This window comes from Arthrobacter sp. Y81 (genome assembly GCF_002929335.1).
Classification (GTDB): Bacteria; Actinomycetota; Actinomycetes; order Actinomycetales; family Micrococcaceae; genus Arthrobacter.
Genome location: NZ_PJIL01000007.1, coordinates 14,862 through 36,184, shown reverse-complemented (window position 1 = coordinate 36,184; position 21,323 = coordinate 14,862). Strand labels below are relative to the sequence as shown.

Annotated in this window: 25 protein-coding genes and 1 tRNA gene; 17 read left to right on the top strand and 9 right to left on the bottom strand. The window is 65.7% G+C overall.

Annotated features, from left to right (window positions below; translation table 11 throughout):
* Positions 1 to 5 precede the first annotated feature (5 nt).
* From CXQ91_RS10925 to CXQ91_RS10910, 4 genes are all read left to right on the top strand, one after another.
* A complete protein-coding gene (locus tag CXQ91_RS10925) occupies positions 6 to 197 on the top strand; it encodes a YbdD/YjiX family protein (protein ID WP_104173950.1) in 192 nt (63 codons plus the stop codon).
* A 179-nt stretch (positions 198 to 376) separates the two neighbouring features.
* Positions 377 to 1,000, top strand: a complete 624-nt coding sequence (locus CXQ91_RS10920; RefSeq protein WP_104173949.1) for a bacterial proteasome activator family protein — start codon at positions 377 to 379, stop codon at positions 998 to 1,000.
* Positions 1,001 to 1,007: 7 nt separating this feature from the next.
* Positions 1,008 to 1,463, top strand: coding sequence for a hypothetical protein (locus CXQ91_RS10915; protein ID WP_104174124.1), 456 nt, complete (start codon positions 1,008 to 1,010; stop codon positions 1,461 to 1,463).
* Between the two features lie 120 nt (positions 1,464 to 1,583).
* Positions 1,584 to 2,429, top strand: coding sequence for an aldo/keto reductase (locus tag CXQ91_RS10910; protein WP_104173948.1), 846 nt, complete (start codon positions 1,584 to 1,586; stop codon positions 2,427 to 2,429).
* A gap of 88 nt (positions 2,430 to 2,517) precedes the next feature.
* Here the strand turns inward: CXQ91_RS10910 and CXQ91_RS10905 are convergent, their stop codons facing one another.
* On the bottom strand, positions 2,518 to 2,754 hold the full coding sequence (locus CXQ91_RS10905; protein ID WP_104173947.1) for a hypothetical protein: 237 nt from the start codon (positions 2,752 to 2,754) through the stop codon (positions 2,518 to 2,520).
* Between the two features lie 39 nt (positions 2,755 to 2,793).
* Positions 2,794 to 3,810 carry a hypothetical protein gene (locus CXQ91_RS10900; RefSeq protein WP_104173946.1) on the bottom strand — a complete coding sequence of 339 codons (1,017 nt, stop codon included), beginning with the start codon at positions 3,808 to 3,810 and terminating at the stop codon, positions 2,794 to 2,796.
* A 95-nt stretch (positions 3,811 to 3,905) separates the two neighbouring features.
* Between CXQ91_RS10900 and CXQ91_RS10895 the strand changes: the two genes are divergently transcribed.
* Positions 3,906 to 4,337: a hypothetical protein gene (locus CXQ91_RS10895; RefSeq protein WP_146072324.1), complete on the top strand. Its 432-nt coding sequence runs from the start codon at positions 3,906 to 3,908 to the stop codon at positions 4,335 to 4,337.
* Between the two features lie 261 nt (positions 4,338 to 4,598).
* Here the strand turns inward: CXQ91_RS10895 and CXQ91_RS10890 are convergent.
* A tRNA-Thr gene (locus CXQ91_RS10890) sits at positions 4,599 to 4,671 on the bottom strand.
* 271 nt (positions 4,672 to 4,942) lie between these two features.
* Between CXQ91_RS10890 and CXQ91_RS10885 the strand changes: the two genes are divergently transcribed.
* Entirely contained in the window at positions 4,943 to 5,698 is a 756-nt protein-coding gene (locus CXQ91_RS10885) for an HAD family hydrolase (RefSeq protein ID WP_104173944.1), read from the top strand.
* A gap of 29 nt (positions 5,699 to 5,727) precedes the next feature.
* On the opposite strand, the gene CXQ91_RS10880 is transcribed toward CXQ91_RS10885, so the two are convergent.
* The 3 genes from CXQ91_RS10880 to tmk all read right to left on the bottom strand — a co-directional run bounded on the left by CXQ91_RS10880 (position 5,728) and on the right by tmk (position 9,175).
* On the bottom strand, positions 5,728 to 7,302 hold the full coding sequence (locus CXQ91_RS10880; RefSeq protein ID WP_104173943.1) for an alpha/beta hydrolase: 1,575 nt from the start codon (positions 7,300 to 7,302) through the stop codon (positions 5,728 to 5,730).
* A 77-nt stretch (positions 7,303 to 7,379) separates the two neighbouring features.
* Positions 7,380 to 8,522: a DNA polymerase III subunit delta' gene (locus tag CXQ91_RS10875; protein WP_104173942.1), complete on the bottom strand. Its 1,143-nt coding sequence runs from the start codon at positions 8,520 to 8,522 to the stop codon at positions 7,380 to 7,382.
* Positions 8,519 to 9,175 (bottom strand): dTMP kinase, encoded by a 657-nt coding sequence (tmk, locus tag CXQ91_RS10870; protein WP_104173941.1) that lies wholly within the window; start codon positions 9,173 to 9,175, stop codon positions 8,519 to 8,521. Before tmk ends, CXQ91_RS10875 begins: the two co-directional genes overlap by 4 nt.
* An 89-nt stretch (positions 9,176 to 9,264) precedes the next feature.
* Between tmk and CXQ91_RS10865 the strand changes: the two genes are divergently transcribed.
* Both CXQ91_RS10865 and CXQ91_RS10860 read left to right on the top strand, forming a co-directional pair.
* Positions 9,265 to 10,449 (top strand): PLP-dependent aspartate aminotransferase family protein, encoded by a 1,185-nt coding sequence (locus CXQ91_RS10865; RefSeq protein WP_104173940.1) that lies wholly within the window; start codon positions 9,265 to 9,267, stop codon positions 10,447 to 10,449.
* A 9-nt stretch (positions 10,450 to 10,458) separates the two neighbouring features.
* The gene (locus CXQ91_RS10860; RefSeq protein ID WP_104173939.1) at positions 10,459 to 10,815 is read left to right on the top strand and encodes a DUF2516 family protein; all 357 of its coding nucleotides are present in this window, start codon (positions 10,459 to 10,461) and stop codon (positions 10,813 to 10,815) included.
* A 27-nt stretch (positions 10,816 to 10,842) separates the two neighbouring features.
* Here the strand turns inward: CXQ91_RS10860 and CXQ91_RS10855 are convergent, their stop codons facing one another.
* Positions 10,843 to 11,703, bottom strand: coding sequence for a class I SAM-dependent methyltransferase (locus CXQ91_RS10855; RefSeq protein WP_374953650.1), 861 nt, complete (start codon positions 11,701 to 11,703; stop codon positions 10,843 to 10,845).
* Between the two features lie 142 nt (positions 11,704 to 11,845).
* Between CXQ91_RS10855 and CXQ91_RS10850 the strand changes: the two genes are divergently transcribed.
* On the top strand, positions 11,846 to 12,592 hold the full coding sequence (locus tag CXQ91_RS10850; protein ID WP_104173938.1) for a phosphoglyceromutase: 747 nt from the start codon (positions 11,846 to 11,848) through the stop codon (positions 12,590 to 12,592).
* Positions 12,593 to 12,672: 80 nt separating this feature from the next.
* On the opposite strand, the gene phoU is transcribed toward CXQ91_RS10850, so the two are convergent.
* Positions 12,673 to 13,335, bottom strand: a complete 663-nt coding sequence (gene phoU, locus CXQ91_RS10845; protein WP_104173937.1) for a phosphate signaling complex protein PhoU — start codon at positions 13,333 to 13,335, stop codon at positions 12,673 to 12,675.
* A 203-nt stretch (positions 13,336 to 13,538) separates the two neighbouring features.
* On the opposite strand from phoU, the gene CXQ91_RS10840 reads away from it, so the two are divergent.
* Both CXQ91_RS10840 and CXQ91_RS10835 read left to right on the top strand, forming a co-directional pair.
* Complete coding sequence (locus CXQ91_RS10840; protein WP_104173936.1) at positions 13,539 to 14,759, top strand: cell wall metabolism sensor histidine kinase WalK; 1,221 nt, start codon at positions 13,539 to 13,541, stop codon at positions 14,757 to 14,759.
* Entirely contained in the window at positions 14,756 to 15,436 is a 681-nt protein-coding gene (locus tag CXQ91_RS10835) for a response regulator transcription factor (protein ID WP_043478332.1), read from the top strand. The genes CXQ91_RS10840 and CXQ91_RS10835 overlap by 4 nt, the downstream gene beginning before the upstream one ends.
* A gap of 97 nt (positions 15,437 to 15,533) precedes the next feature.
* On the opposite strand, the gene CXQ91_RS10830 is transcribed toward CXQ91_RS10835, so the two are convergent.
* Positions 15,534 to 16,070 (bottom strand): hypothetical protein, encoded by a 537-nt coding sequence (locus CXQ91_RS10830; protein WP_104173935.1) that lies wholly within the window; start codon positions 16,068 to 16,070, stop codon positions 15,534 to 15,536.
* A gap of 340 nt (positions 16,071 to 16,410) precedes the next feature.
* Between CXQ91_RS10830 and CXQ91_RS10825 the strand changes: the two genes are divergently transcribed.
* The 6 genes from CXQ91_RS10825 (at position 16,411) to rlmB (ending at position 21,311) form a co-directional block, all read left to right on the top strand.
* Entirely contained in the window at positions 16,411 to 16,893 is a 483-nt protein-coding gene (locus CXQ91_RS10825; RefSeq protein WP_011690592.1) for a CarD family transcriptional regulator, read from the top strand.
* A 112-nt stretch (positions 16,894 to 17,005) separates the two neighbouring features.
* Positions 17,006 to 17,830: a 2-C-methyl-D-erythritol 4-phosphate cytidylyltransferase gene (ispD, locus tag CXQ91_RS10820; RefSeq protein WP_104173934.1), complete on the top strand. Its 825-nt coding sequence runs from the start codon at positions 17,006 to 17,008 to the stop codon at positions 17,828 to 17,830.
* Between the two features lie 2 nt (positions 17,831 to 17,832).
* Positions 17,833 to 18,327 carry a 2-C-methyl-D-erythritol 2,4-cyclodiphosphate synthase gene (gene ispF / locus CXQ91_RS10815; RefSeq protein WP_104173933.1) on the top strand — a complete coding sequence of 165 codons (495 nt, stop codon included), beginning with the start codon at positions 17,833 to 17,835 and terminating at the stop codon, positions 18,325 to 18,327.
* Positions 18,328 to 18,395: 68 nt separating this feature from the next.
* Entirely contained in the window at positions 18,396 to 18,722 is a 327-nt protein-coding gene (locus CXQ91_RS10810) for a hypothetical protein (protein ID WP_104173932.1), read from the top strand.
* Between the two features lie 46 nt (positions 18,723 to 18,768).
* Positions 18,769 to 20,223, top strand: coding sequence for a cysteine--tRNA ligase (gene cysS / locus CXQ91_RS10805; RefSeq protein ID WP_104173931.1), 1,455 nt, complete (start codon positions 18,769 to 18,771; stop codon positions 20,221 to 20,223).
* A gap of 101 nt (positions 20,224 to 20,324) precedes the next feature.
* Entirely contained in the window at positions 20,325 to 21,311 is a 987-nt protein-coding gene (gene rlmB / locus CXQ91_RS10800; protein WP_104173930.1) for a 23S rRNA (guanosine(2251)-2'-O)-methyltransferase RlmB, read from the top strand.
* Positions 21,312 to 21,323 lie beyond the last annotated feature (12 nt).

The following is a 21,323-nucleotide window of genomic DNA, read 5'->3' as shown; positions in this document are numbered from 1 at the left end:
CGATCATGAACGCCATACTCGAGGGGTTCCGCGGCTTCGCCCGGTACTTCGGCAGTGTGATGGGTGCGGACGCCTATAGGAAGTACCTGGAGCATCACACGGCTTCAGGGCATAAGGGTGCGCCCATGAGCGAGCGCGAGTTCTGGCGGGACCACACGGACCGCCAGGACAGCAATCCCCAGGGCCGCTGCTGCTGACCGGCCTTTGCTGCTGAGCTGCCGGTCCTGCTGAGGTCAACTCCGCAGCCCGAGGGCGCCGCCGGATCCTTAAGGGGCCGACGGCGCCCTCGGCCTTTCCCGGGCACCGCCAGTCCCGTCCGGGTCAACTGCGTTCATTGACTGGCACCTGTGCTCGTTGCTCGTGAGAGTATGAAGCCATGAGCGATCCGAACGACACTCAGCCTGCGGTTGACGCCCCTGTAGAGGGCACCACTCTCGACGACGCGGCTCTTTCCGCCCCCGCGTCGAACCCTGAAGCCGGGCCCCGGCCCAAGGGCAGTAACCTCCAGGACCTGGTGGACGAGCCCGCCAAAGTGATGCGGATCGGCACCATGATCAAGCAGCTGCTGGATGAAGTGAAGTCGGCACCGCTGGACGACGCCGCGCGCGGGCGGCTGGCGGCAATCCACGAACGCTCCATCAAGGAACTGGAAGACGGGCTGGCTCCGGAACTCGTTGAAGAGCTGGAACGGATCAGCCTGCCGTTTCCCGAACAGGCCACACCGTCCGACGCGGAACTCCGCATTGCCCAGGCCCAGCTGGTCGGCTGGCTGGAAGGACTGTTCCACGGCATTCAGACCGCCATCGCCGCACAGCATGCAGCCCGCGAACACGCCATGGCACAGCGGCAGCTGCGCCAGCTGCCTCCCGGGACGGTGATCGCCCCCGGCGTCGTGATCGGCGAGGACGGTACGCCGGAGCGTGCCCGGGCCGCGCACCCCGGTGCCGAGAAGGCCGGCACAACGGATGATCCGGACCATGGTCCCGGCCAATACCTTTAGGGTCCCCGTGGCATTTTTTGCAGCTGCCCGCCAGGGGCGGAAGGACGACGCCGAGCTCGGCAAGGGTCTGTGGCGGCGCGCCCATGACCGTTTCCACCGCGGGCTTGACCGGTACCACCAGGTCCTGGAGGGTGTGGAGGATGACCAGCTGTATGCCGAGCTGGTGGAAATCGCCAACGAGCTCTCCGCCCTCTCCGTCCGGGTCCGGGAGGTTTGTGTCGAAGCGCAGCGGCGTTCACCCAGCGACGGTCTGGACATCCCGGGAGCACTGGCAGGCGTCCACCGGTCGCTGTCCAAGGCCGGCAACTCCCTCGCCACCACGGCGGAGGCGGCGGCGATGCTGCGCCTCGCCGTCGGGCCCGTGCCGGTTGGGGCTGCCTCGGTGCGCCGCCGTGCGGAATCGGTTTTTGAACAGATCGCCGACGCCGAACGCCGCCTTGCTGAACAGCCGCAGGATTCGTAGCGGGCCGGGGAGCCCCCGGCCCGCCAGCCGGGTGAACGGGCCGCTATTCCCGGTTAAGCGCCTAGCTTAGCCGGCCGGTTTCACTGGCCGGGCGGTGCCCGCCCTTGGCACGATGAACGAATGACTCTTTCTCCTGAACTGACTTTCAACGACGGCAACACCATTCCCCAGCTCGGTTACGGGGTGTGGCAGGTTGAGGACGACGTGGCGGAAAAGGTAGTGGTCCAGGCCTTCGAGGCCGGATTCCGCCACATCGACACCGCCAAGATCTATGGCAACGAAGCGGGGGTGGGCCGCGCCATTGAACGCTCCGGACTCACGCCGGAGGACATTTTCATCACCACAAAGCTGTGGAATGCGGACCAGGGCTACGAGTCCACCCTTGCCGCCTTCGATGCATCCATGGACCGGCTGGGCCTCGAAACCCTGGACCTGTACCTGATCCACTGGCAGCAGCCGGAGCAGGACAAGTACGTGGACACCTGGAAGGCTCTGATCGAGCTGCAGAAGCGCGGCAGGGTCAAGTCCATCGGTGTCTCCAACTTCACCACTGAGGGACTGCAGCGGATCATCGATGAAACCGGTGTTGTCCCGGTTATCAACCAGGTGGAGCTGCACCCGTTCTTCAACCAGGCTGAACTGCGCGAATTCAACGCGTCCAAGGGCATCCTCACCCAGGCGTGGTCACCGCTGGGCCAGGGCGGCGAGCTCCTCGAGCACCCTGCCATCGTAGAGATCGCAGCCAAGCACAGTGCCACGCCGGCACAGGTGGTCATTGCCTGGCACCTGGCCGTCGGCAATGTGGTGATTCCGAAGTCCGTCACGGAGTCCCGGATCCGCGAAAACCACGCGGCCCTCGACGTGACCCTGGACAGCGCCGACATCGAGACGATCAACGGGCTGGACCGGACTGCTCAGGGCGCCGGCCGCATCGGCCCGGACCCGGCCGTCTCCGACTTCGCCTAGGCGGACACAAGGGACCGGAGGTTTAGCGCCGAGGCCGGCTATCACGGGACGCCCCGCACTTACGCAGTGCGGGGCGTCCCGCGTTTTCTCAGGCTGCCAGGCGGCCCTGCTGGGCAGGCACGGCGTCGATGACAGCCCAACCCTGCTCGTCGGAAACATTGCGGCTGGCGAAACGCTCCGCCTCGGCCAGGGTGTCGAACACCTCTGACCGGATCAGGCCGCAGTCGGCATCAAAGTAGGTGACGTGGAATTCCCGGTGCCCAGTGGCGTCGCCGCCGTGGTTAGCCCGAGCGGAGGCCTTTGTGTTGCTGAGGTTCGTATCCATGAATCCAGTGTGCAACCGACCCCTGACAGTAAAGGCCACTCAGTCCGGCGTGTTGCGAAGCCGGAGCACCCTTTCACGGGCGAGCACTTCCGCGCGCCGGCCTTTCTCCGCGGCACGGGAAGCCAGTTGCATCTGGGCTGCCGCCGTCTCCCGCCGTTTCCTGGCCTGATCGAACTGGACGTCAACAACCTTGAGCCGTTCGCGAAGGCTGCGTGCTTCTTCCCCGAGCCGGGTCATGTCCGCTTCCGCCTCTTCGAATTCCTCCGTGCGGAGTCGGGCTTCCTCCGCTGCTGCGCCAGCCGTTTCGTCCGCTTCGGCCAGCCGCGCCGCTGCGCGCTCCACAGCCGACGGCGTTGGGGCCGGCCGCTCCGTCCGGACGGCCTGTAGGCGCGGTTTCTCAGCGGAAGTTGCGGCGGGCGCACCGTCCGCGGGGGCGCCGGCCTTAGCGCCGCGCCGTGTGGGCTTCCGGGGCGCCTGTACGGGCTGTTTCGCCTCCGGCGCCTGCCCCACCTCCGGCGCCGGGACCGTCGGAAGGGTCAGTACGGAGGGGACCGCCACAGCGTCGCGCAGGTCCACGCGGTCCACGCCGTCCGCCGAAAGTACCCGGAGCAGCCTGCCGCTCCGCACAGCGGTGGCCGCACCCTCGTCCACGGTGGCGGCCCGCAACGTTTGTTCCACTTCGGTGGCCACCGCGCCGCTGAGCTTGCGGCCGTGCTCTTCCGCCACCGTGCGTGCTGTGTCCATGACCTTGTTCAGCAACTGCCGCCGTTCCTGTGCGAGCGAACGGAGGGCGCCGGCGTCGAGGTCATTCTGGGCGCTGCGCATCAACGCTCCAAGCTCTGCAAGCTCCTTGAGCGGGCCAGGACGGTGCACTGCGAGCATGTTGACGGCCCAGGCCGCTGCCGAGGGCTTGGGCAGGGCGCGGACATCGTCGGCCGGGGCGCGGCCGCTATCCGCCGCGGCAGTCTTTGCGGCTGTTGTCCGTGCGGTCACGAACTCCTCCAGCGGCAGCCTGTAGAGCGCGGCGGCGATGTCCGCCAGTTGTTGCTCGTCCATGCGAGCATCATATGGTCCGCGGCCGCTTTCGTGCCTTCGAGTGTGCTGCAACGACTGCGGCGGTGCCTGCTGTAACCAGTGGATAAGATCGCAGAGTGACGAACTCACCGAGTGATGAACGCTACATCGTCCGCCCGTGGTGGAGGCGGCGGGAGCTGCATTGGGCGGCGTTAGCCGGTGCCTCCATCGTCCTGACGGGCATATCTTTGGAGCGGACGATGCTGTCCGTCTACGAGCCTGTACCGGAGTTTGTGGAGCGATTGCGCGTCGGCAGGCTGTTCATGCTCGCCGGGTCGGCCGCATCCATTGCGGCGGCCGTCTGGTCCCAGATCCGGCAGTATCCGCTCTGGGTCACGATCTGCGTTGCCGCGCCGGTTGCCCTGGTGGGCCTGGCCACGATGGTCACAACTCCACCATCGCTGATGCCGCAGATCCTTGGTTTGTTCGCCTTACCGGCGGCCCTGGCGGGGCTCATCGGAGGCGTGTCTTTCCATAACAACCGGAAGTGGTCCGGTGACGGGCAGTAGGTTCCATGGTCCTCCAGGCGCTGCAGAAGTCCGCACGCTCCTATCGACTGCCGAACGCCTGGAAGATCCAGCCAATAACAGCTGCGGAGATGATCAACGGCGGGGCCAAGCGGCTCGTACGTATCGCACTGAGCCTCGCCACGACGACCAACCCGCAACGAGCGGTGGACAAAGGTTCACACCCCGTCGTGGGCACCCGCATCAAACCAGTAAAAAACCCCGCATCATCGCCGAACCAGCGACAACACGGGGTTCTTCCCGAGCTTCCTATCAGAATCGAACTGATGACCTTTTCATTACGAGTGAAACGCTCTACCGACTGAGCTAAGGAAGCACCGCATGACAGGACCCGGAAGAACCGGGCGGATCATGCAAGAGACAACTGTAATAGAGTCCCCTGCCCGGGTCAAAATGAGCCATTCATGCATCCGCAAGATTGCCGGTCCGGCCGGGCAGGAGGTGTCCCGGAAGTGCCGGGGCGGACGTTGTCTGGATGTTCATCCTGCGGTCGAAGCGGGTTCAGCAAGGGGTTCCGGCGGGCTCCCACTGTGGAAGGATCAACCGCGGCCGGGTCGACGGCCGCAAGTCAGCGAAGGGGCTTGGCCATGACTCCGGACACAGCAGACGTATCCGCAAGGGAATCCGAAGCCGCACTGCAGGGGGTGGAGCCGGGCGCCGCCCATGACGTCCGGCTCGCCGTGCTGGCCATGGTGGGAACAACAGTGTTCGACGGCGGCCTCATGGAGCGTGCCATGACCCGCACCCTGGCAGACCAGGGGGTGAGGGAAGGGTCGGAGCAGTTCGAACGCATGCTCCGGTACGCCAGGGACACCGCAGGGATGTCAAAACTCGCTGTCTTCAGCCAGCTGTTTGAGGACCGGCACCGAGCCGCGGCGGCGAACACCTTCTTCGAGCGCAGCTGCGATGAGCTGATAGCAGACGGCATCATCCGGGCTGTCCCCGGCGCCGAGGACGCGATTGGCTGGCTGCGTGAGGCCGGCATCATGGTCTGCCTTGCCACGGGCTTCGGACGCCACACACAGAACATGGTGCTGGAGAGCCTTGGCTGGATGGGGCTAGCGGACCTCAGCCTGTGTCCTGCGGACGCAGGGCGGGGCCGGCCGTATCCGGACATGATCCTGACGGCTGTCCTCGCCCTGGACCTGGACGACGTCCGCGAGGTCGCCGTGGTGGGGGACAGCTGTGCAGACATCCAATCGGGACTGCGGGCCGGTGCCACCACGGTTGCCGGAGTCCTCACCGGGGCACACGGGGAGCCTGCGCTCCGCGCGGCCGGCGCCACCGCCGTCGTGCATTCGATCCGCGACCTGCCGGTGCTGCTTGAACCCCGGTCCGCTTAGCCCGTTAAGTCAGGCCGTGGGCTGCTGACCTAGCACTGCGTGTTGTCCGCAGGCGCCTCTCCGGTCAGCAAGTAGCCGTCGACGGCGTCGCTGACGCAGGTGTTGGAGCGGCCGTAGGCGGTGTGGCCCTCGCCCGTCCACGTCACCAGGGAGGCGTTGCCCAGCTGCTTCCGCAGGGCGCCGGCCCACTCTACGGGGGTCGCGGGGTCGCCGGTGGTTCCCACCACCACGATGGGGGCCGAGCCCGGGTATTCCACGGGTGCGGGCGTGCGGATGCTCTTGTAGGGCCAGTCCTGGCAGTTGGTGCCGCCGTAGGCGAAGAAGTAGCCCAGGGTGGGGGATTCCTGCCGCAGCTTCTGCTCGTCGGCCCGCATGGCGGCCGGGTCGGTGACCATGGGGTAGTCCAGGCAGTTGATGGCGGTAAAGGCGAAGGCGCTGTTGGACGTGTATTTGCCGCTCGGATCCCGGTCGGCGCCGAGATCGGCCAGCCGCAGCATCGGTGAGGGGTCGCCCTTGAGGGCCGCGTCCAGCGCCTGGGTCAGCACGGGCCAGTTGTCGTTGTTGTACAGGGGCAGGATGAGTCCGCTGACGAAGGCCGAGCCGGTGACCAGCCTGCCGTCCTGGGCGCGCTGCGGATTGGCGTCCACTGCCGCCACCACCTCGCGGATCTGCTGGACACCGTTGTCCACGGTTCCGCTCAGGGGGCAGCCGTCGTCCCCGAGGCACTTCTCCACGTAGGCGCGGATGGCTTTCTCAAACGCGCGGGCCTGGCCGCTGGTGAGCTCCTCGTTGCTGAGGGAAGGGTCCAGCGCGCCGTCGAGGACCATGCGGCCCACGTTGTCCGGGAAGAGCGAGGCGTACGTGGACCCCAGGAACGTGCCGTAGGAATAGCCCAGGTAGTTCAGTTTGGTGTCGTTGACCACGGCGCGCAGGATGTCCAGGTCCTTGGCTGCGCTGACGGTGTCCACGTGTGCAAGCAGCGGACCGGTTTTTTCGGCGCACTTTGCGGCCGTTGCCTTGTTGTCCGCAACGGCGGCGGCCAGGCCGGCGTCGGAACTGAGGTCGTAGTTCTTGGCCCGGGACTCGTCCCGTTCCTGGTCCGTGAGGCACGTCACGGGGGAGGAGCGCTTCACTCCGCGGGGGTCGAACCCCACGAGGTCATAGCTGGAACGCACTTCACTGGAAATGTTCGTGGCGCCGGCGTTCTTGACGAAGTCATACCCCGAGCCGCCCGGACCGCCGGGGTTGACCAGCAGGCTGCCGGTCTTGTTTCCTGTTGCCGGCATCTTGAGCGCCGCGATCTCGATGCTGTCGCCGTCAGGCTTGCTGTAGTCCAGGGGCACCTTGATCTTGGCGCACTGGAGCTTGTCCTCGCAGGCTGTCCAGGAGACCTCCTGCGAGTAGAAGCCCCGGAGCTCCTCGGGGGCTGCCTCGGCGATCGACGGATCAGCCTTGCCCGTGCTTGCGCCGCTTGATCCGCCGTTGGACGTGCCGAACAGCGTGCAGCCTGTCAGCGCGAGCAGCACGGCCACGGAGCCAGCAGCTGCCTTGACCGCGGTCGCTCCGGACCGTGACCATAGGGGCAGACGTCGGGCAGGCTTCATGCAGGGCTCCTTGAGGGATTTGGCGTGGGCTCGGGCGGGGAACGGGCGGCGCCGGGACGGGGCTGGACGGAACGGCACTAGATCAGGCTCGCGGCCATGGATTCGATGGCCAGCAGCGGTGCGACGTTTGTGGTGGTGATTCTTTGGCGGGCCTTGTTGATCGCATCCATCCGGGCAAGCGTGGCCTCTGCACCGGAACGGCCGGCAAACTCCGTCAGCTCGCTCCTGAGTTCAACGTTCACCAGTTCCACAGCGTTCCCCATCTGGATGATCAGCACATCCCGGTAAAACGAGAGCAGGTCCGTGAGCGTCCGGTCAAGGGAATCGGTGATGGAGCGTTTGGCGCGCCGCTTCTGGTCATCCTCGAGCTGCTTGACCTGGCCTCGCATGGCGGGCGGCAGCGTACCGCTTTCGGGGGCGCCGAGCGTGGCCAGGAGCGCTGCCTTCTCCTCGGCATCACGCACTTCGTTGGAGCTGTTGGCTTCTTCCGTGGCGATCTTCACCAGTTTTTCGGCCATCAGGACCGCCGCCGTGACACCCCGCAATCCCAGCGGGAACCGCACGGTCTCCAGCCGGCGTTCGCGGGCATCAGCATCCCGGGCGAGCCGGCGCGCGATGCCGACGTGGCTCTGCGCTGCGCGGGCCGCACGTTCGGCGAGGGCCGGGTCCACGCCGTCGCGCCGCACCAGCAGTGCCGCCACATCGGCAGCGGGCGGGAGCCGCAGCGCCACCGCGCGGCAGCGGGACCGGATGGTGACCAGGACGTCCGCCGGGGACGGGGCACACAGCATCCACACGGTGCGGGGAGTGGGCTCCTCGATGGCTTTGAGCAGAACGTTGGTGGTCCGTTCCGCCATGCGGTCGGCATCTTCCACCACGATGATCCGCCACCGTCCGGATGACGGACGGTTTCCGGCGGTGGACACCAGGTCCCGTGCCTCATCAATGGTGATGGTGACTTTTTCGGTGCGGACGAACGCCACGTCCGAATGCGTTTCCCCCAGGATGGTCAGGCAGGCCGCACATTCGCCGCAGCCGCGCCTGGTGATGTCTTCCTGGTCACAGTTGAGGGCGGCGGCAAACGCCTTCGCGGCGTTGGACCGGCCGGATCCCGGCGGGCCGGTGAACAGCCAGGCGTGGGTCAGGGCTTCGCCCTGGGCGGCCTGGCGGAGCTGGGCGACGACGGCAGGCTGGCCCTGCAGGTCATCCCAGACGGTCATGGGGCAACACCGTGCCGCGACAGCATCAGCTCGTCCACGCGCACCAGGATGACGCGGGCCAGCTCATCCACAGGCAGGTGGGCGGCCAGCACCAGGTAGTGGTCCGGCCGGTCGGCTGCGAGGTCGAGGAAGGCGGTGCGGATCTTGGCGTGGAATTCATCGGCTTCGGATTCCATCCGGTCTTCCGCGGCGTCGCCTGCGGTGCGGCGGAGCCGGCCCACGGCGGGGTCAACGTCAAGCAGCACTGTGAGGTCGGGCAGGAGGCCTGACGTGGCCCATTCGTTCAACTCACGTACGGCACCGGTTCCGAGCCCGCGCCCGGCCCCCTGGTAGGCCACCGAGGAATCGATGTAGCGGTCCGTCAGCACAACGTCGCCGCGTTCCAGGGCGGGCAGGATGACCTGGTCCGCGTGGGCTGCGCGCGAGGCGGCAAAGATCAGGGCTTCGGTGCGGGCATCGATGTGGCCGTGGCCATGGTCCAGCACCAAGGACCGCAGTTTCTCACCGATCGGGGTGCCACCCGGTTCCCTGGTGCGCAGCACCTTATAACCGCGCGACTCGAGGGCCCCGGCCAGTGCTGCTGCCTGCGTGGACTTGCCTGCGCCGTCGCCGCCTTCGAAGGCGATGAACAGTCCGGGGTTCTGGTTAGTCACAAGACCAGCCTACCGACAATCACTGACAGCTTAGGTGCCCGGCCGTCACGGCTTTCATGCGCTGCAGGCCTCCCCCGTACTCTTTGACCATGAGTCTTTCCGAACAGCAAGCCGCCGCGCTGTCGGCTGAAACGGTGGTTGTGGCCGCCGGCCGCCCGCCCCGCAAACGCGATGAGCCAGTCAACCAGCCCATCGTCCTGTCGTCCACGTACTTCGGGACCGGGCCCCTCGCCGACGGCGACCGCGGCTACGGCCGCTACTCCAATCCCACCTGGGATCCGTTCGAAGAGGCACTGGGCCAGCTTGAAGGAGCGGCCCTCCCCGGCCTGCTGTATGCCTCCGGGCTGGCGGCCGTGAGCTCGGCGCTGTCCCTCATCCCGGCCGGGGGAGTCCTGGTGATGCCGTCGCACAGCTACGCCGGTTCCCTGGTCATGGCTACCGAACTCGCGGAAAAGGGGCTGTTCGAGCTCCGCACCGTGGATATCGCGGACACCGACGCCGTGAAGGCGCTGCTGGCCCCGGCTGAAGGAAAAGCCGCCAGCATGCTGTGGCTGGAAAGCCCCACCAACCCGATGCTCGGGATCGCGGACATCCGCGCCCTGACCGCTGCCGCCCACGAGGCAGGCGCCATCGTCGTTACTGACAACACCTTTTCCACACCCCTTGTCCAGCAGCCGCTGAGCCTGGGGTCCGACGTCGTCCTGCACTCGGTCACCAAGTACCTGGCCGGGCATTCCGACGTGGTCCTGGGCGCCCTCGTGACGTCGGACGCCGCGATCCGTGCAACGCTGCTGCACCACCGCATCATCCATGGCGGCATCGCCGGCCCGTTCGAAGCCTGGCTTGCCCTGCGCGGCCTGCGTACGCTCGCCCTGCGCATCGAGCGCTCCCAGGCCTCGGCTGCAGTCCTCGCCGAGCGGCTGAGCACGCACCCGCGCATCGGGAGCATCCGGTTCCCGGGACTCCCCACCGACCCCGGCCACGAACGTGCCAAGTCACAGATGAAGAGCTTCGGGTCCGTGCTGTGCGTGCAGATTGCCCCCGCCGGCGGGCTCAGCGGCGCCGACGCGGCGGACAAACTGGTCCGCGCACTGCAGCTGTGGCTGCCCGCAACCTCGCTGGGCGGTGTCGAGTCCCTGATCGAACGACGACGGCGGCACGCGGCCGAGCCGGTCAGTGTGCCGGACAACCTGGTCCGCCTGAGCGTGGGGATTGAAAACGTCGACGACCTTTGGGCCGATTTGGAGCAGGCACTGGACGCTCTGGACGGATAGGCTGGGGTCGTGGACGGAAAACTGATGATTAGCTTCGTCGAGTACTGGGTGTACTTCATCCTTGCGCTCGTCGCCCTCGGCATCGAGGTGTGGGCGTTCTTTGACTGCCTTCGCCATAAGGCGAACGCCTTCGAAGCCGTTTCCAAGCGGACCAAGACCTTTTGGCTGGCGCTGACCGGAGGCGCCCTGGCTATTGGCGCGCTCTCCGTCTTCGGCGGCGGTGGCGGCGGGCTGCTCGGCCCGCTCGGCCTGTTCGGGCTCGCCGCAGTCACCGCAGCCTCCGTGTATCTCGCGGATGTCCGCCCTGCAGTGAAGGATGCCGGCCGCGGCGGCAGCCGCAACATGGGGCCTTACGGCCCCTGGTAGCGGGCAGCCCTACTGAGGAGGCCGTCCCTAGGGTGCGGGCGCCACGGCGTCCCAGCCCACCGTCAACTCACCCAGCCGCCAACGGGAGGGTCCGTCCTGAACGGGCCAGCCGCCGTCGAGCATTGACCGGCACATGGCCGTCCACCGTTGCCTGTTCCCGAACGCGGCCAGCGGCGCCGCCTCCAGCCAGGCCTTGTCCAAGGCCTGCAGGAAATCGTGGATCTTCTCGCCGGGAACGTTCCGGTGGATGAGGGCCTTCGGCAGCCGTTCGGCAATCTCCGAAGGCAGCGCGAAACCGCCGAAACGCATGGAAATGCTCAGGCTGAGCGGTCCGCCGCCGTCGAGCGCCACCCACGTCACACGACGCCCGATCTCGTCGCAGGTTCCGTCGATGAACAGTCCGTCGGGGCCCAGCCGGCCTTGGACCAGGCTCCAGATGGCAGCAACGTCGGCCTCCTCATACTGCCGCAGGACGTTGAACGCCCGGACAATCACCGGCCGGCCCGGCACGGGAATCTCGAAGCCGCCCACATGGAAGCTCAGCCCGGCCCTTTCCAGTGCCTTGGCGGCGCGGACCCGCTCGGGTTCGATTTCTATTCCGGCCACCCGGACATCCGTGCGCACTGCGGACAAACGCTCAAACAGCTCAACAGCAGTGGCAGGGGATGCCCCGTAACCGAGGTCGATGACCAGCGGGTCGGCTGCCCGGCGCAGCCGCCAGGCCTGCGGTCCCGTGAGCCACCGGTCCAGCCGCCGCATCCGGTTGGGGTTGGTGGTGCCGCGCGTTATGTTGCCGATCGGTTTGCCGCTATGAACCGCGCCGCTGGCTCCGCCCCTGGTTCGGCTCCCGGCCCGGGAGGGGTCTACCCGTTCAGCTTTCTGCACCACCGGACAAGCTTAACGGTCCGTCCCGCCGTCCTGCCCCCGGTTGCCGGCACCGCCGGCTCAAATCGCCCGCCCAGAGCGTGCCCTCAGAGCACCCGCTGTAACGCTCGGCACTGCCACCGCCTGCTCGGCTAGGATGAAAACCATGACTTACAAGCTGATTCTGCTGCGCCACGGCCACAGCGAATGGAACGCCAAGAACCTGTTCACCGGCTGGGTGGATGTTGACCTCAACGACCAGGGCCGCGAGGAAGCAGCACGTGGTGGTGAGCTCCTCGTGGAGAACGATATCCTCCCGGATGTCCTCTACACCTCGCTCCTGAAGCGGGCCATCAACACTGCCAACATCGCCTTGGACAAGGCCGACCGCGGCTGGATCCCGGTCAAGCGCGACTGGCGCCTGAACGAACGCCACTACGGCGCCCTGCAGGGCAAGGACAAGGCCCAGACACTCGCCGAGTACGGCGAAGAGCAGTTCATGGAATGGCGCCGCTCCTACGACACCCCGCCGCCGCCCCTGGACGACAACAGCGAATTCTCCCAGGCGCACGATCCCCGGTACGCGGACCTGGGCGACGCCCTCCCGCGCACCGAGTGCCTGAAGGACGTCCTTGTCCGCCTGATGCCCTACTGGGAATCGGACATCAAGGAAGACCTCAAGGCCGGCAAGACCGTACTGGTCACCGCCCACGGCAACTCACTGCGCGCCCTCGTCAAGCACCTTGACGGCATCAGCGACGAAGCAATCGCCGGCCTGAACATCCCCACCGGCATCCCGCTGGTGTACGACCTCGACGAGGACTTCAAGCCCGTCAAGCCGGGCGGCACTTACCTCGACCCCGAGGCCGCTGCGGAAGCAATCCTTGCGGTGGCCAACCAGGGCAAGAAATAAGGCTGCACATTAACAAACGGCGGGCCGGTCACTTACGTGACCGGCCCGCCGTCGTAAGCCGGACAAACCCGGCAGGGAAGTTAGCTGGTTTCGGTGCTGTTCGGGTGCCAGGCGCCGGTGACCAGGTACGTGACCTTCTGGGCGACCGAGACGCCGTGGTCAGCGAACCGTTCGAAGTAGCGGCTGGCCAGGGCGACGTCCACGGTGGTGGCCGGCGACTCGTTCCAGTCACTGCGGGCAATTGCCTTGAAGACGCTCAGGTGGAGGTCGTTGACCGTGGCATTCGCTTTGAGGATGTCACGGGCGACTTCCAGGTCGCGCGTTTCCAGGAGCTCGGTGAGCTTGTTCGCGATCAGGAGGTCCTGTTCGGCGAAGCTCTTGAAGGTGTCCGCGAGCTGCGGCGGAATCACCATGGCGGGGAAGCGGAGCCGCGCCAGCTGGGCGATGTGCCGGGCGAGGTCGCCCATACGCTCCAGCGAGGCACTCATCCGAAGCGAACCCACGATCATCCGAAGGTCGCTGGCCACCGGCCCCTGAAGGGCAAGAATATCGATGGCACGCTCGTCCAGGCTGTTCTGCAGGAAGTCGATCCTTGCGTCAGCGGCGATGACGTCCTGGGCGAGGTCGACGTCCGCCCCTTCGAAGGCAGTCGTGGCCTTGTCAATGGCCTCGCTGACCAGCTTTGAAATCTCGACGAGCTGCTCGCCCACCTGTGTGAGCTCCTCCTGAAAAACCTTGCGCACTACGCGTCCTTTCCTTGGAAATCCTCCCCACCGTGGTGGCGGCCGGATTTCGTGTCACCGCTCTGCAGTCCAACTGGTAACTCTGTCAGTGGCCGGTGAACTGTTGCGCACCTATAGGTGAACGTTAGTTGAACCCATCGGGTAATCGCATCACATTCGTCTTTGACGCCCGGGGCAGAGCATAAGCTGGAGCCGTGGATCCAATGCTCATCGGTGTCATCGCAGGCCTGGTCGGTCTGTCGTTCGGCATCTTTGGCGTGCTCGCCTTCAGGGTGAGCGAACAGCAGCGGAAGCTGGTGGATGTTGAGTTCGACGAACCGGCGCTGCCTCCCGGCGCCGCGGAGGTACTGGCCGTCGTCGGCCGTGCCTTCGTGGTGGTCGACGCGATCGACGGCGTGGTGAGGGCGAGCCCGGCAGCCTATGCCTTCGGCCTGGTCCGCGGGCACACCGTGGTCCACAAACAGCTCCTGGACATGACAGCCAGGGTTCGGCGGGACGGCGTCATCCTCGAGAAACAGTTTGAACTGCCCCGAGGCCCGCTGGGGCAGGGAACCATCGTCGTCCAGGTCCGTGCAGCCATGCTCGGCGAGGAATACATCCTCCTGCTGGCCGACGACCGGACCGAGATCACCCGAACTGAGGAGATCCGCAACGACTTTGTTGCCAACGTTTCCCACGAGCTGAAGACTCCGGTGGGTGCCATTTCCCTGCTGGCAGAGGCCCTGGAATCGTCGGCGGACGACGAAGTGGCCGTCCGCCGCTTTGCCAAGCGCATGCAGAAGGAGTCGACGCGGCTCGCGGCGCTCGTGCAGGACATCATCGAGCTCTCCCGACTGCAGGGCGCGAACGTGGCCCAGCGGGGACACCCCGTAGACATTAATGCGGTGATCACCGAAGCCGTGGACCGTTCGCAGCTGCCCGCCGAAAGCAAGAACATCTCCATCGTCGTCGGCGGCCATGTGGACGCCATGGTCTACGGTGACCAGGACCTGCTGGTGACGGCACTGCGAAACCTGATCGACAACGCCATCCGTTACTCTCCGGAGAACACCCGGGTGGGGATCGGGGTTCGTGCCAAGGCAGGCCTGATCTCCATCTCCGTCACGGACCAGGGTGACGGCATGAGCCCGGAGGACCAGGAGCGGGTTTTTGAACGCTTCTACCGCGTCGATGCCGCAAGGTCTCGGCAGACCGGCGGCACAGGCCTGGGCCTGAGCATCGTCAAGCACGTCATTTCCAACCACGGCGGGGAAGTGACGCTGTGGTCGCAGCCCGGCCAGGGGTCCACATTCACCATCCGGCTTCCAGAGATGGAGGGGCAGGACGACGGCGACGCCCCCGCGGCGCCTGCAGCGGCCGCCCGTAGCACCTCACCACACAGTCACGACGCCACCGGCGTCCATGAGCAAGGAGCCAGCGCTTGAGCAGGATTCTCATAGTCGAGGATGAAGAGTCGTTCAGCGACCCACTGTCCTACCTTCTGGGCAAGGAAGGATTCGAGGTGGAAGTCGTGGACAACGGTTTGGACGCCATCACGGAATTCGACCGCAACGGCGCCGACCTGGTGCTGCTGGATTTGCAGTTGCCCGGCCAGTCCGGCACCGAGGTGTGCCGGCAGCTCCGCCAGCGCTCCACGGTCCCGGTCATCATGCTGACCGCCAAGGACGCCGAAATCGACAAAGTCGTAGGGCTGGAACTCGGGGCCGATGACTACGTCACCAAACCGTATTCCTCCCGTGAGCTGGTTGCCCGCGTCAGGGCTGTCCTTCGGCGGCAGGGGGAACCGGAAGAGCTCATCACCAACACGGTCCAGGCCGGGCCCGTGAGGATGGATGTCGAACGCCATGTAGTAAGTGTCGACGGCGAACAGGTGTCGCTGCCGCTGAAGGAATTCGAGCTGCTGGAGATGCTGCTGCGCAATTCAGGCAGGGTACTGACCCGCGGCCAGCTCATCGACCGGGTCTGGGGATCAGACTACGTTGGTGACACCAAGACGCTGGACGTCCATGTCAAGCGGCTGCGCAGCAAGATTGAGCCGGACCCGTCGGCGCCGCGGTATCTCGTGACAGTCCGGGGCCTGGGCTACAAGTTCGAACCCTAGGCAAACTTCGAACCCTAGCAACCCGGACCGGTAACACAGAAGGAGGGCCCCGCCCGGCGGGAGCCCTCCTTCTGCGTATCCGAATTGCTTATCCGGGCTAGTGGCTTTCGCTGCTCGTCGGAGCCGGCGTTGCCGTCTCCGAGACAGTGGGCTCGGCGCCTTCCGGCAGGTATTCCTTGTATTCAGGCAGCGTGGCGTCCAGGACGGGCACCTTGACCTTGGCCGTCTGGTTGGTGCCGTCTTCGGAAATGCTGACGTCGGACAGCGAGCCCGGGACGGCCCCCGTGCTGCTCAGGATCGCCGGATCCGTGGAGTTGTTAAGCAGGGTGTAGGAATTCGCCTTCACAGACACCTGCGTCTGCGAGCCTTCTGCTCCGTTGATGGTCAGCTTGACGTCGCTGGAAGACGAGTTGTAAATGGCACCGATCACGCGTCCCGGCTTGTCCTCGCCGGTGGAAACGATCATGAAGTTGCGGATCTGGAGCGGGCCAAGGTCTTCCCTGGTGCCGTCCGATGCCGAGTACTGCTCTGTGGTCTGCTGGGCGTTGATGTAGCCGCAGCCGGTCACGGACAGCAGGCCGATGGCAACTGCTGCCGTTGCCATTGCCAGCTTGCCGCGCTGGCCCCGGTTCATCGCAGTGAAACGCACGTGACGCACTCCTTGAGAGTCTTGAAACATTATTCAGCCATAGCCTATCCTCAAACCGTCTCAAACAAGGATTCGGGCCGTACACATTGGTGTCCGGAAACATGGCCCTGCCCGGCCGCTCCGCATGCCGCCCGCCGGGCCCGGAACACTACCCGGGCTCCCTTGGCATGACCGCCTGCATGCACTAATATCCGCATCCGTCAAGGGGGTTGAGGGGGTGGATTAGGCCCTTTTTCCCTGTATTTACGCGGTTCCCGGCCCTTATCCGTGCCAGACGTATGCCTGAATCGTGATAAACTGGTCTGCGGGAAAGGGGAAAGTCCACATGGTTTTTGAGGTCGGCGAGACAGTAGTTTACCCTCACCACGGTGCAGCAAAAATTGAAGAAATCAAGATGCGCACTATCAAGGGCGAAGAGAAGATGTATCTCAAGCTCAAGGTGGCTCAGGGTGATCTGACCATTGAAGTTCCAGCAGAGAACGTTGACCTTGTTGGTGTTCGCGACGTAGTGGGCAAAGAAGGTTTGGAGCATGTCTTTGACGTGCTGCGGGCCGAGTTCACTGAAGAGCCTACCAACTGGTCGCGTCGTTACAAGGCAAATCTGGAGAAGCTTGCTTCCGGGGACGTCATCAAGGTGGCAGAGGTCGTTCGCGACCTGTGGCGTCGTGATCACGACCGCGGCCTTTCCGCAGGTGAGAAGCGTATGCTGGCCAAGGCCCGTCAGATTCTGATTTCAGAACTGGCGCTGGCTGAAAAGACAGACGAAGAGAAGGCTGCAAGCGTTCTCGACGAAGTCTTGGCTTCCTAAGAATTGAACCCCGGTGGCTCAACAGCCGCCGGGGTTTCTTTTTGCCCGGATTCTGACGGACCCCGGGATTTTACCGGTTGCCGGAAGCGGGCGGGCACGTAGTGTTGTGCCCATGAGCGCAACAGAATTTCCGGCCGGATCCGGGCCGGCCGCCGGGGACCACCAACGCCCACGCCCAGTTGTCGCCGTTATCCTGGTCGCGGCCGGATCAGGGCAGCGACTTGGTTACGGCATGCCTAAGGCAAGGGTTCCCCTCGGTGGGGAGCCCATCCTGATGCACGCCCTGCGCGGGATTGTTGCCTCCGGCGTTGCGCAGCAGGTCTGCGTAGCCTTGCCGGCGGGCGACGGCTCGCTTCGGCGAATGTGCGATGACTTCAAGGACGAGCTTGTCGACGGCGGCCCTCTGCTGACGATGGTGGACGGCGGCGCAACGCGCGCTGACTCCGTGCGTTCCGCATTGGCGGCACTGGAGGACGGCACCCAGGCCGTGCTCGTCCACGACGCCGCGCGTGCGCTGACGCCGGAGTCCGTCTTCCACCGTGTGGTCGACTCCCTTGCGGCCGGCGCCCTGGCCGTGATTCCGGTCATGCCGGTGGTGGACACCGTCAAGACGGTTGAAGCAACGCGTGACGAAGACGCCCTCATTGCACCGGAGGTCGTCGTAGGCACGGCTCCGCGGGAGACGCTCCGCGCCGTGCAGACGCCGCAGGGGTTCGATCTCGGCACGCTGATGAAGGCCCACCGGGAGGTGGCAGGCCTCGACGAAGCCCAGTCCGCCGCCATTACGGATGATGCGATGCTCGTGGAACGCCTGGGCGTCCCGGTCCATGCCGTCCGCGGAGCCAGCCAGTCACTCAAGATCACCACGCCTTTGGACCTGATCATTGCGGAGGGCCTGCTGGAAGGTCCCCTCGGCGTACGTTGGGTGGAGGGCTGATCATGGCAGTTCCCATCATTCCCAGAACAGGTATCGGCATCGACGTCCATGCTTTTGCTGCGCCGGACAATCCGCGGGCGCTGTGGCTGGGCGGGCTGCTGTGGGACGGCGAGCAGGGCCTGGCTGGCCACTCTGACGGCGACCCCGTGGCCCACGCAGCGGCGGATGCCCTCTTTTCGGCCTCCGGGATCGGGGATCTTGGCACGCACTTCGGCACTGACCGCCCGGAATTCGCCGGGGCCTCCGGTGTGACGCTCCTGGCCGAGGCCGCGCGCATAGTCAGGGCGGAAGGCTTCGAGATCGGCAACATCGCCGTGCAGTTCGTGGCCAACAGGCCCAAATTCGGCCCGCGCCGGCAGGAATCCCAGGACGTCCTCAGTGCGGCGGCCGGTGCCCCCGTCAGCGTCAGCGCCACCACCAGCGACGGCCTCGGTTTCACCGGCCGTGGCGAAGGCATCTCGGCCCTCGCCACCGCGCTGGTCTACCGGGCGGGCTGAGGCAGGGCGTGTCTTTCGCCTAGGCTTAAAGGAGTCAGACCTCTGCCGAACACTCCAGGAGACCCCTCGTGAAGAAGCCGCTTGCCGCCGTCGTACTCGTTGCAGCACTGCTGCTGAGCGGTTGCGGCGCGCCGAAAATGAGTGTCGAGGAAAGCTGCGAGTTCCTCAACGGGGACACGTTCGTTCCCACCGGAAACCAGCAGCAGCAGGCTGACCAGATCGCCAAGCATTACCAGGAAGTGGCGGACAAGGTAGCTCCCGAGGTTGGCGAGCCCATCCAGAAAATGGCTGACATCATGAAGAAGGTCGCCGGTACTTCGCTGGGCACCAAGAGCGCCGAACAGACCGCACAGCTGAGCGAGCAGAACAACAAGATCGGCGAAGTCTGCAAATAGCGGGCCGGCGCCGGGTCCTGCAAAGGCCATCGGCTAATCTGGAGCGGTGACCCTGCGCTTTTACGACACAGCATCCGCCGAAGTCCGCGACTTCGTCCCTCTGACACCGGGCAAGGTGAGCCTTTACTACTGCGGCGCGACGGTGCAGGGCCTGCCGCACGTCGGCCACATCCGGTCCGCCATTGCCTTTGACCAGCTCACCCGCTGGCTCGAATACCGGAAATTCCGCGTGACCGTGGTCCGCAACGTCACTGACATCGACGACAAAATCCTCGCCAAGTCCGCCGCCTCCTTTGAGCCGGACTTCGAGGAAGGCCCGGACGACATCCGCGAAGAGGAATGGTGGGCGCTTGCCTACCGCTACGAGCAGGCATTCCTCAAGGCCTACGACACCCTTGGTGTTTCCCGTCCCACTTACGAGCCCCGCGCCACCGGCCACATTCCGGAGATGCACGCGCTGATCCAGCGCCTGATCGACCGCGGTCATGCCTACCCCGCCCTCGATGATTCCGGTGACGTCTATTTCGACGTCCGCTCCTGGAACCGGTACGGGTCCCTGACCCGCCAGAAGATCGATGACATGCAGGGTGCTGCCGACGCCGATCCTCGTGGGAAGAAGGACCCGAGGGACTTTGCGCTGTGGAAAGGCCATAAGGAAGGGGAGCCGACGACGGCCAGCTGGGTTTCGCCTTGGGGCACCGGCCGTCCGGGCTGGCATCTGGAGTGCTCGGCCATGGTGACCAAATATCTCGGTACCGGGTTCGACATCCACGGCGGGGGCCTGGACCTCCGGTTCCCGCACCATGAAAACGAGATGGCGCAGTCCCAGGCAGCCGGCCATGCCTTCGCCAACTTCTGGATGCACAACGGCATGGTGACCTACCAGGGCGAAAAGATGTCCAAGTCCATTGGCAACACCGTCAGCCCCACGGAAATGCTCGAGCTCGCTTCGCCGCGCGTGGTGCGGTACTACCTGGGCCAGGCGCAGTACCGGTCAGTGCTGGACTACCAGCCCACCTCGCTGCAGGAAGCCTCCGCCGCGATGGAACGGATTGACGGCTTCGTGGCCCGGGCCGTGCGTGCATTGTCTGATGGCGGGGCCCTCCTGTTCGGCAGCTACGGCGAGGTGCCGGAAGCCTTCGCAGCGGCCATGGACGACGACCTGAATGTTCCGCAGGCGCTGGCTGTCCTGCACGACACCGTGCGGGCAGGCAATACCGCGCTCACCGCGGGCGATAACGCTGCTGCCCGGGCAGCGCTGCACTCCGTCACCGACATGCTGCGTGTCCTGGGCCTAAACGACGTCGCGGCCCCCGCACGGGACGACCAGGCGGACACAGCCCTGGGCGTCCTCGTCGAGGCCCAGCTTGGTGCCCGGGCGGAGGCACGGGCCACCAAGGACTGGACGGCGTCGGATGCCATCCGGGACACGCTCACGGCGGCGGGCGTCGTCGTCGAGGACGGTCCGGACGGTGCCAGCTGGACACTCAAGCGCGGCTGAGCTGTGGCATTCCGGATGCCAGGCAGGACCCTGGGCCGGCGATTTAACCTGAGTAAGTAGACTGGAGGTCAGACTTACTCAACAAAGCAAGGGTGAAACTCATGGCCAACAACGGTCGCCGGTCGGTCAAAGCGAAGAAGGGCCCCACCATCGGAACGGGTGGCCACGGCCGCAAGGCCCTCGAGGGCAAGGGCCCCACTCCCAAAGCGGAGGACCGCCCGTACCACAAGGCCCACAAGAACAAGCAGCTCGCTGAGCGGTCTGCTGCCAAGCGTCCGGGCGCTGCCCGCGGCACAGGTGCCCGCTCAGGTCCGAAGGGCCGAGCCACGGAGGAAGTCGTCACTGGACGCAACTCCGTTGTTGAAGCGCTGCGCGCCGGCATCCCGGCCAAGGCCCTGCACGTCGCCATCCGCATAGAAATGGATGACCGCGTCAAGGAATCCCTCAAGCTTGCGGCCGAACGTGGCATTCCGCTGATGGAAACGGGCAAACCCGAGCTGGACCGGATGACGGACGACGCCATCCACCAGGGACTCGTGCTGCAGATTCCGCCGTACGATTACCAGGACGCCTACGAGCTCGCCGAAGAAACACTGGCCAGCTGGAAGCGGGGCCACGTGGCCAACGCGCCGCTCTTCGTCGCCCTGGACGGCATCACCGACCCGCGCAACCTCGGCGCGATCATCCGCTCTGTGTCGGCCTTCAGCGGCCACGGGGTCATCGTGCCGGAGCGGCGCTCCGTCGGCGTCACGGCCTCGGCCTGGAAGACCAGTGCCGGCGCAGCAGTCCGCGTTCCGGTGGCACGCGCCGCCAACCTGAACAACACGCTCAAGGCGTTCAAGAACATGGGCATCTACGTTCTCGGCCTCGACGGCGACGGCGACGTGTCGCTGCCGGACCTCAGCCTCGCCAAGGAACCCGTCTGCATCGTGGTCGGTTCCGAAGGCAAGGGCCTGAGCCGGCTGGTCCGCGAAAACTGCGACCAGATCGTTTCCATCCCGATCGACTCCGCGATGGAATCGCTCAACGCCTCCATGGCGGTCGGCATCTCCCTGTACGAAGTCTCCAGGCAGCGCGCAGCTAAGTAGGGTCCAGCGACG

Excerpts from the sequence above, each read along its gene's own strand:
- CXQ91_RS10925 (WP_104173950.1), top strand. The coding sequence starts at position 6 with ATGAACGCCATACTCGAGGGGTTCCGCGGCTTCGCCCGGTACTTCGGC.
- CXQ91_RS10920 (WP_104173949.1), top strand. The coding sequence starts at position 377 with ATGAGCGATCCGAACGACACTCAGCCTGCGGTTGACGCCCCTGTAGAG.
- CXQ91_RS10910 (WP_104173948.1), top strand. The coding sequence starts at position 1,584 with ATGACTCTTTCTCCTGAACTGACTTTCAACGACGGCAACACCATTCCC.
- CXQ91_RS10905 (WP_104173947.1), bottom strand. The coding sequence starts at position 2,754 with ATGGATACGAACCTCAGCAACACAAAGGCCTCCGCTCGGGCTAACCAC.
- CXQ91_RS10900 (WP_104173946.1), bottom strand. The coding sequence starts at position 3,810 with ATGGACGAGCAACAACTGGCGGACATCGCCGCCGCGCTCTACAGGCTG.
- CXQ91_RS10885 (WP_104173944.1), top strand. The coding sequence starts at position 4,943 with ATGACTCCGGACACAGCAGACGTATCCGCAAGGGAATCCGAAGCCGCA.
- CXQ91_RS10880 (WP_104173943.1), bottom strand. The coding sequence starts at position 7,302 with ATGAAGCCTGCCCGACGTCTGCCCCTATGGTCACGGTCCGGAGCGACC.
- CXQ91_RS10875 (WP_104173942.1), bottom strand. The coding sequence starts at position 8,522 with ATGACCGTCTGGGATGACCTGCAGGGCCAGCCTGCCGTCGTCGCCCAG.
- CXQ91_RS10865 (WP_104173940.1), top strand. The coding sequence starts at position 9,265 with ATGAGTCTTTCCGAACAGCAAGCCGCCGCGCTGTCGGCTGAAACGGTG.
- CXQ91_RS10850 (WP_104173938.1), top strand. The coding sequence starts at position 11,846 with ATGACTTACAAGCTGATTCTGCTGCGCCACGGCCACAGCGAATGGAAC.
- CXQ91_RS10840 (WP_104173936.1), top strand. The coding sequence starts at position 13,539 with ATGCTCATCGGTGTCATCGCAGGCCTGGTCGGTCTGTCGTTCGGCATC.
- CXQ91_RS10830 (WP_104173935.1), bottom strand. The coding sequence starts at position 16,070 with ATGAACCGGGGCCAGCGCGGCAAGCTGGCAATGGCAACGGCAGCAGTT.
- CXQ91_RS10825 (WP_011690592.1), top strand. The coding sequence starts at position 16,411 with ATGGTTTTTGAGGTCGGCGAGACAGTAGTTTACCCTCACCACGGTGCA.
- ispD (WP_104173934.1), top strand. The coding sequence starts at position 17,006 with ATGAGCGCAACAGAATTTCCGGCCGGATCCGGGCCGGCCGCCGGGGAC.
- ispF (WP_104173933.1), top strand. The coding sequence starts at position 17,833 with ATGGCAGTTCCCATCATTCCCAGAACAGGTATCGGCATCGACGTCCAT.
- rlmB (WP_104173930.1), top strand. The coding sequence starts at position 20,325 with ATGGCCAACAACGGTCGCCGGTCGGTCAAAGCGAAGAAGGGCCCCACC.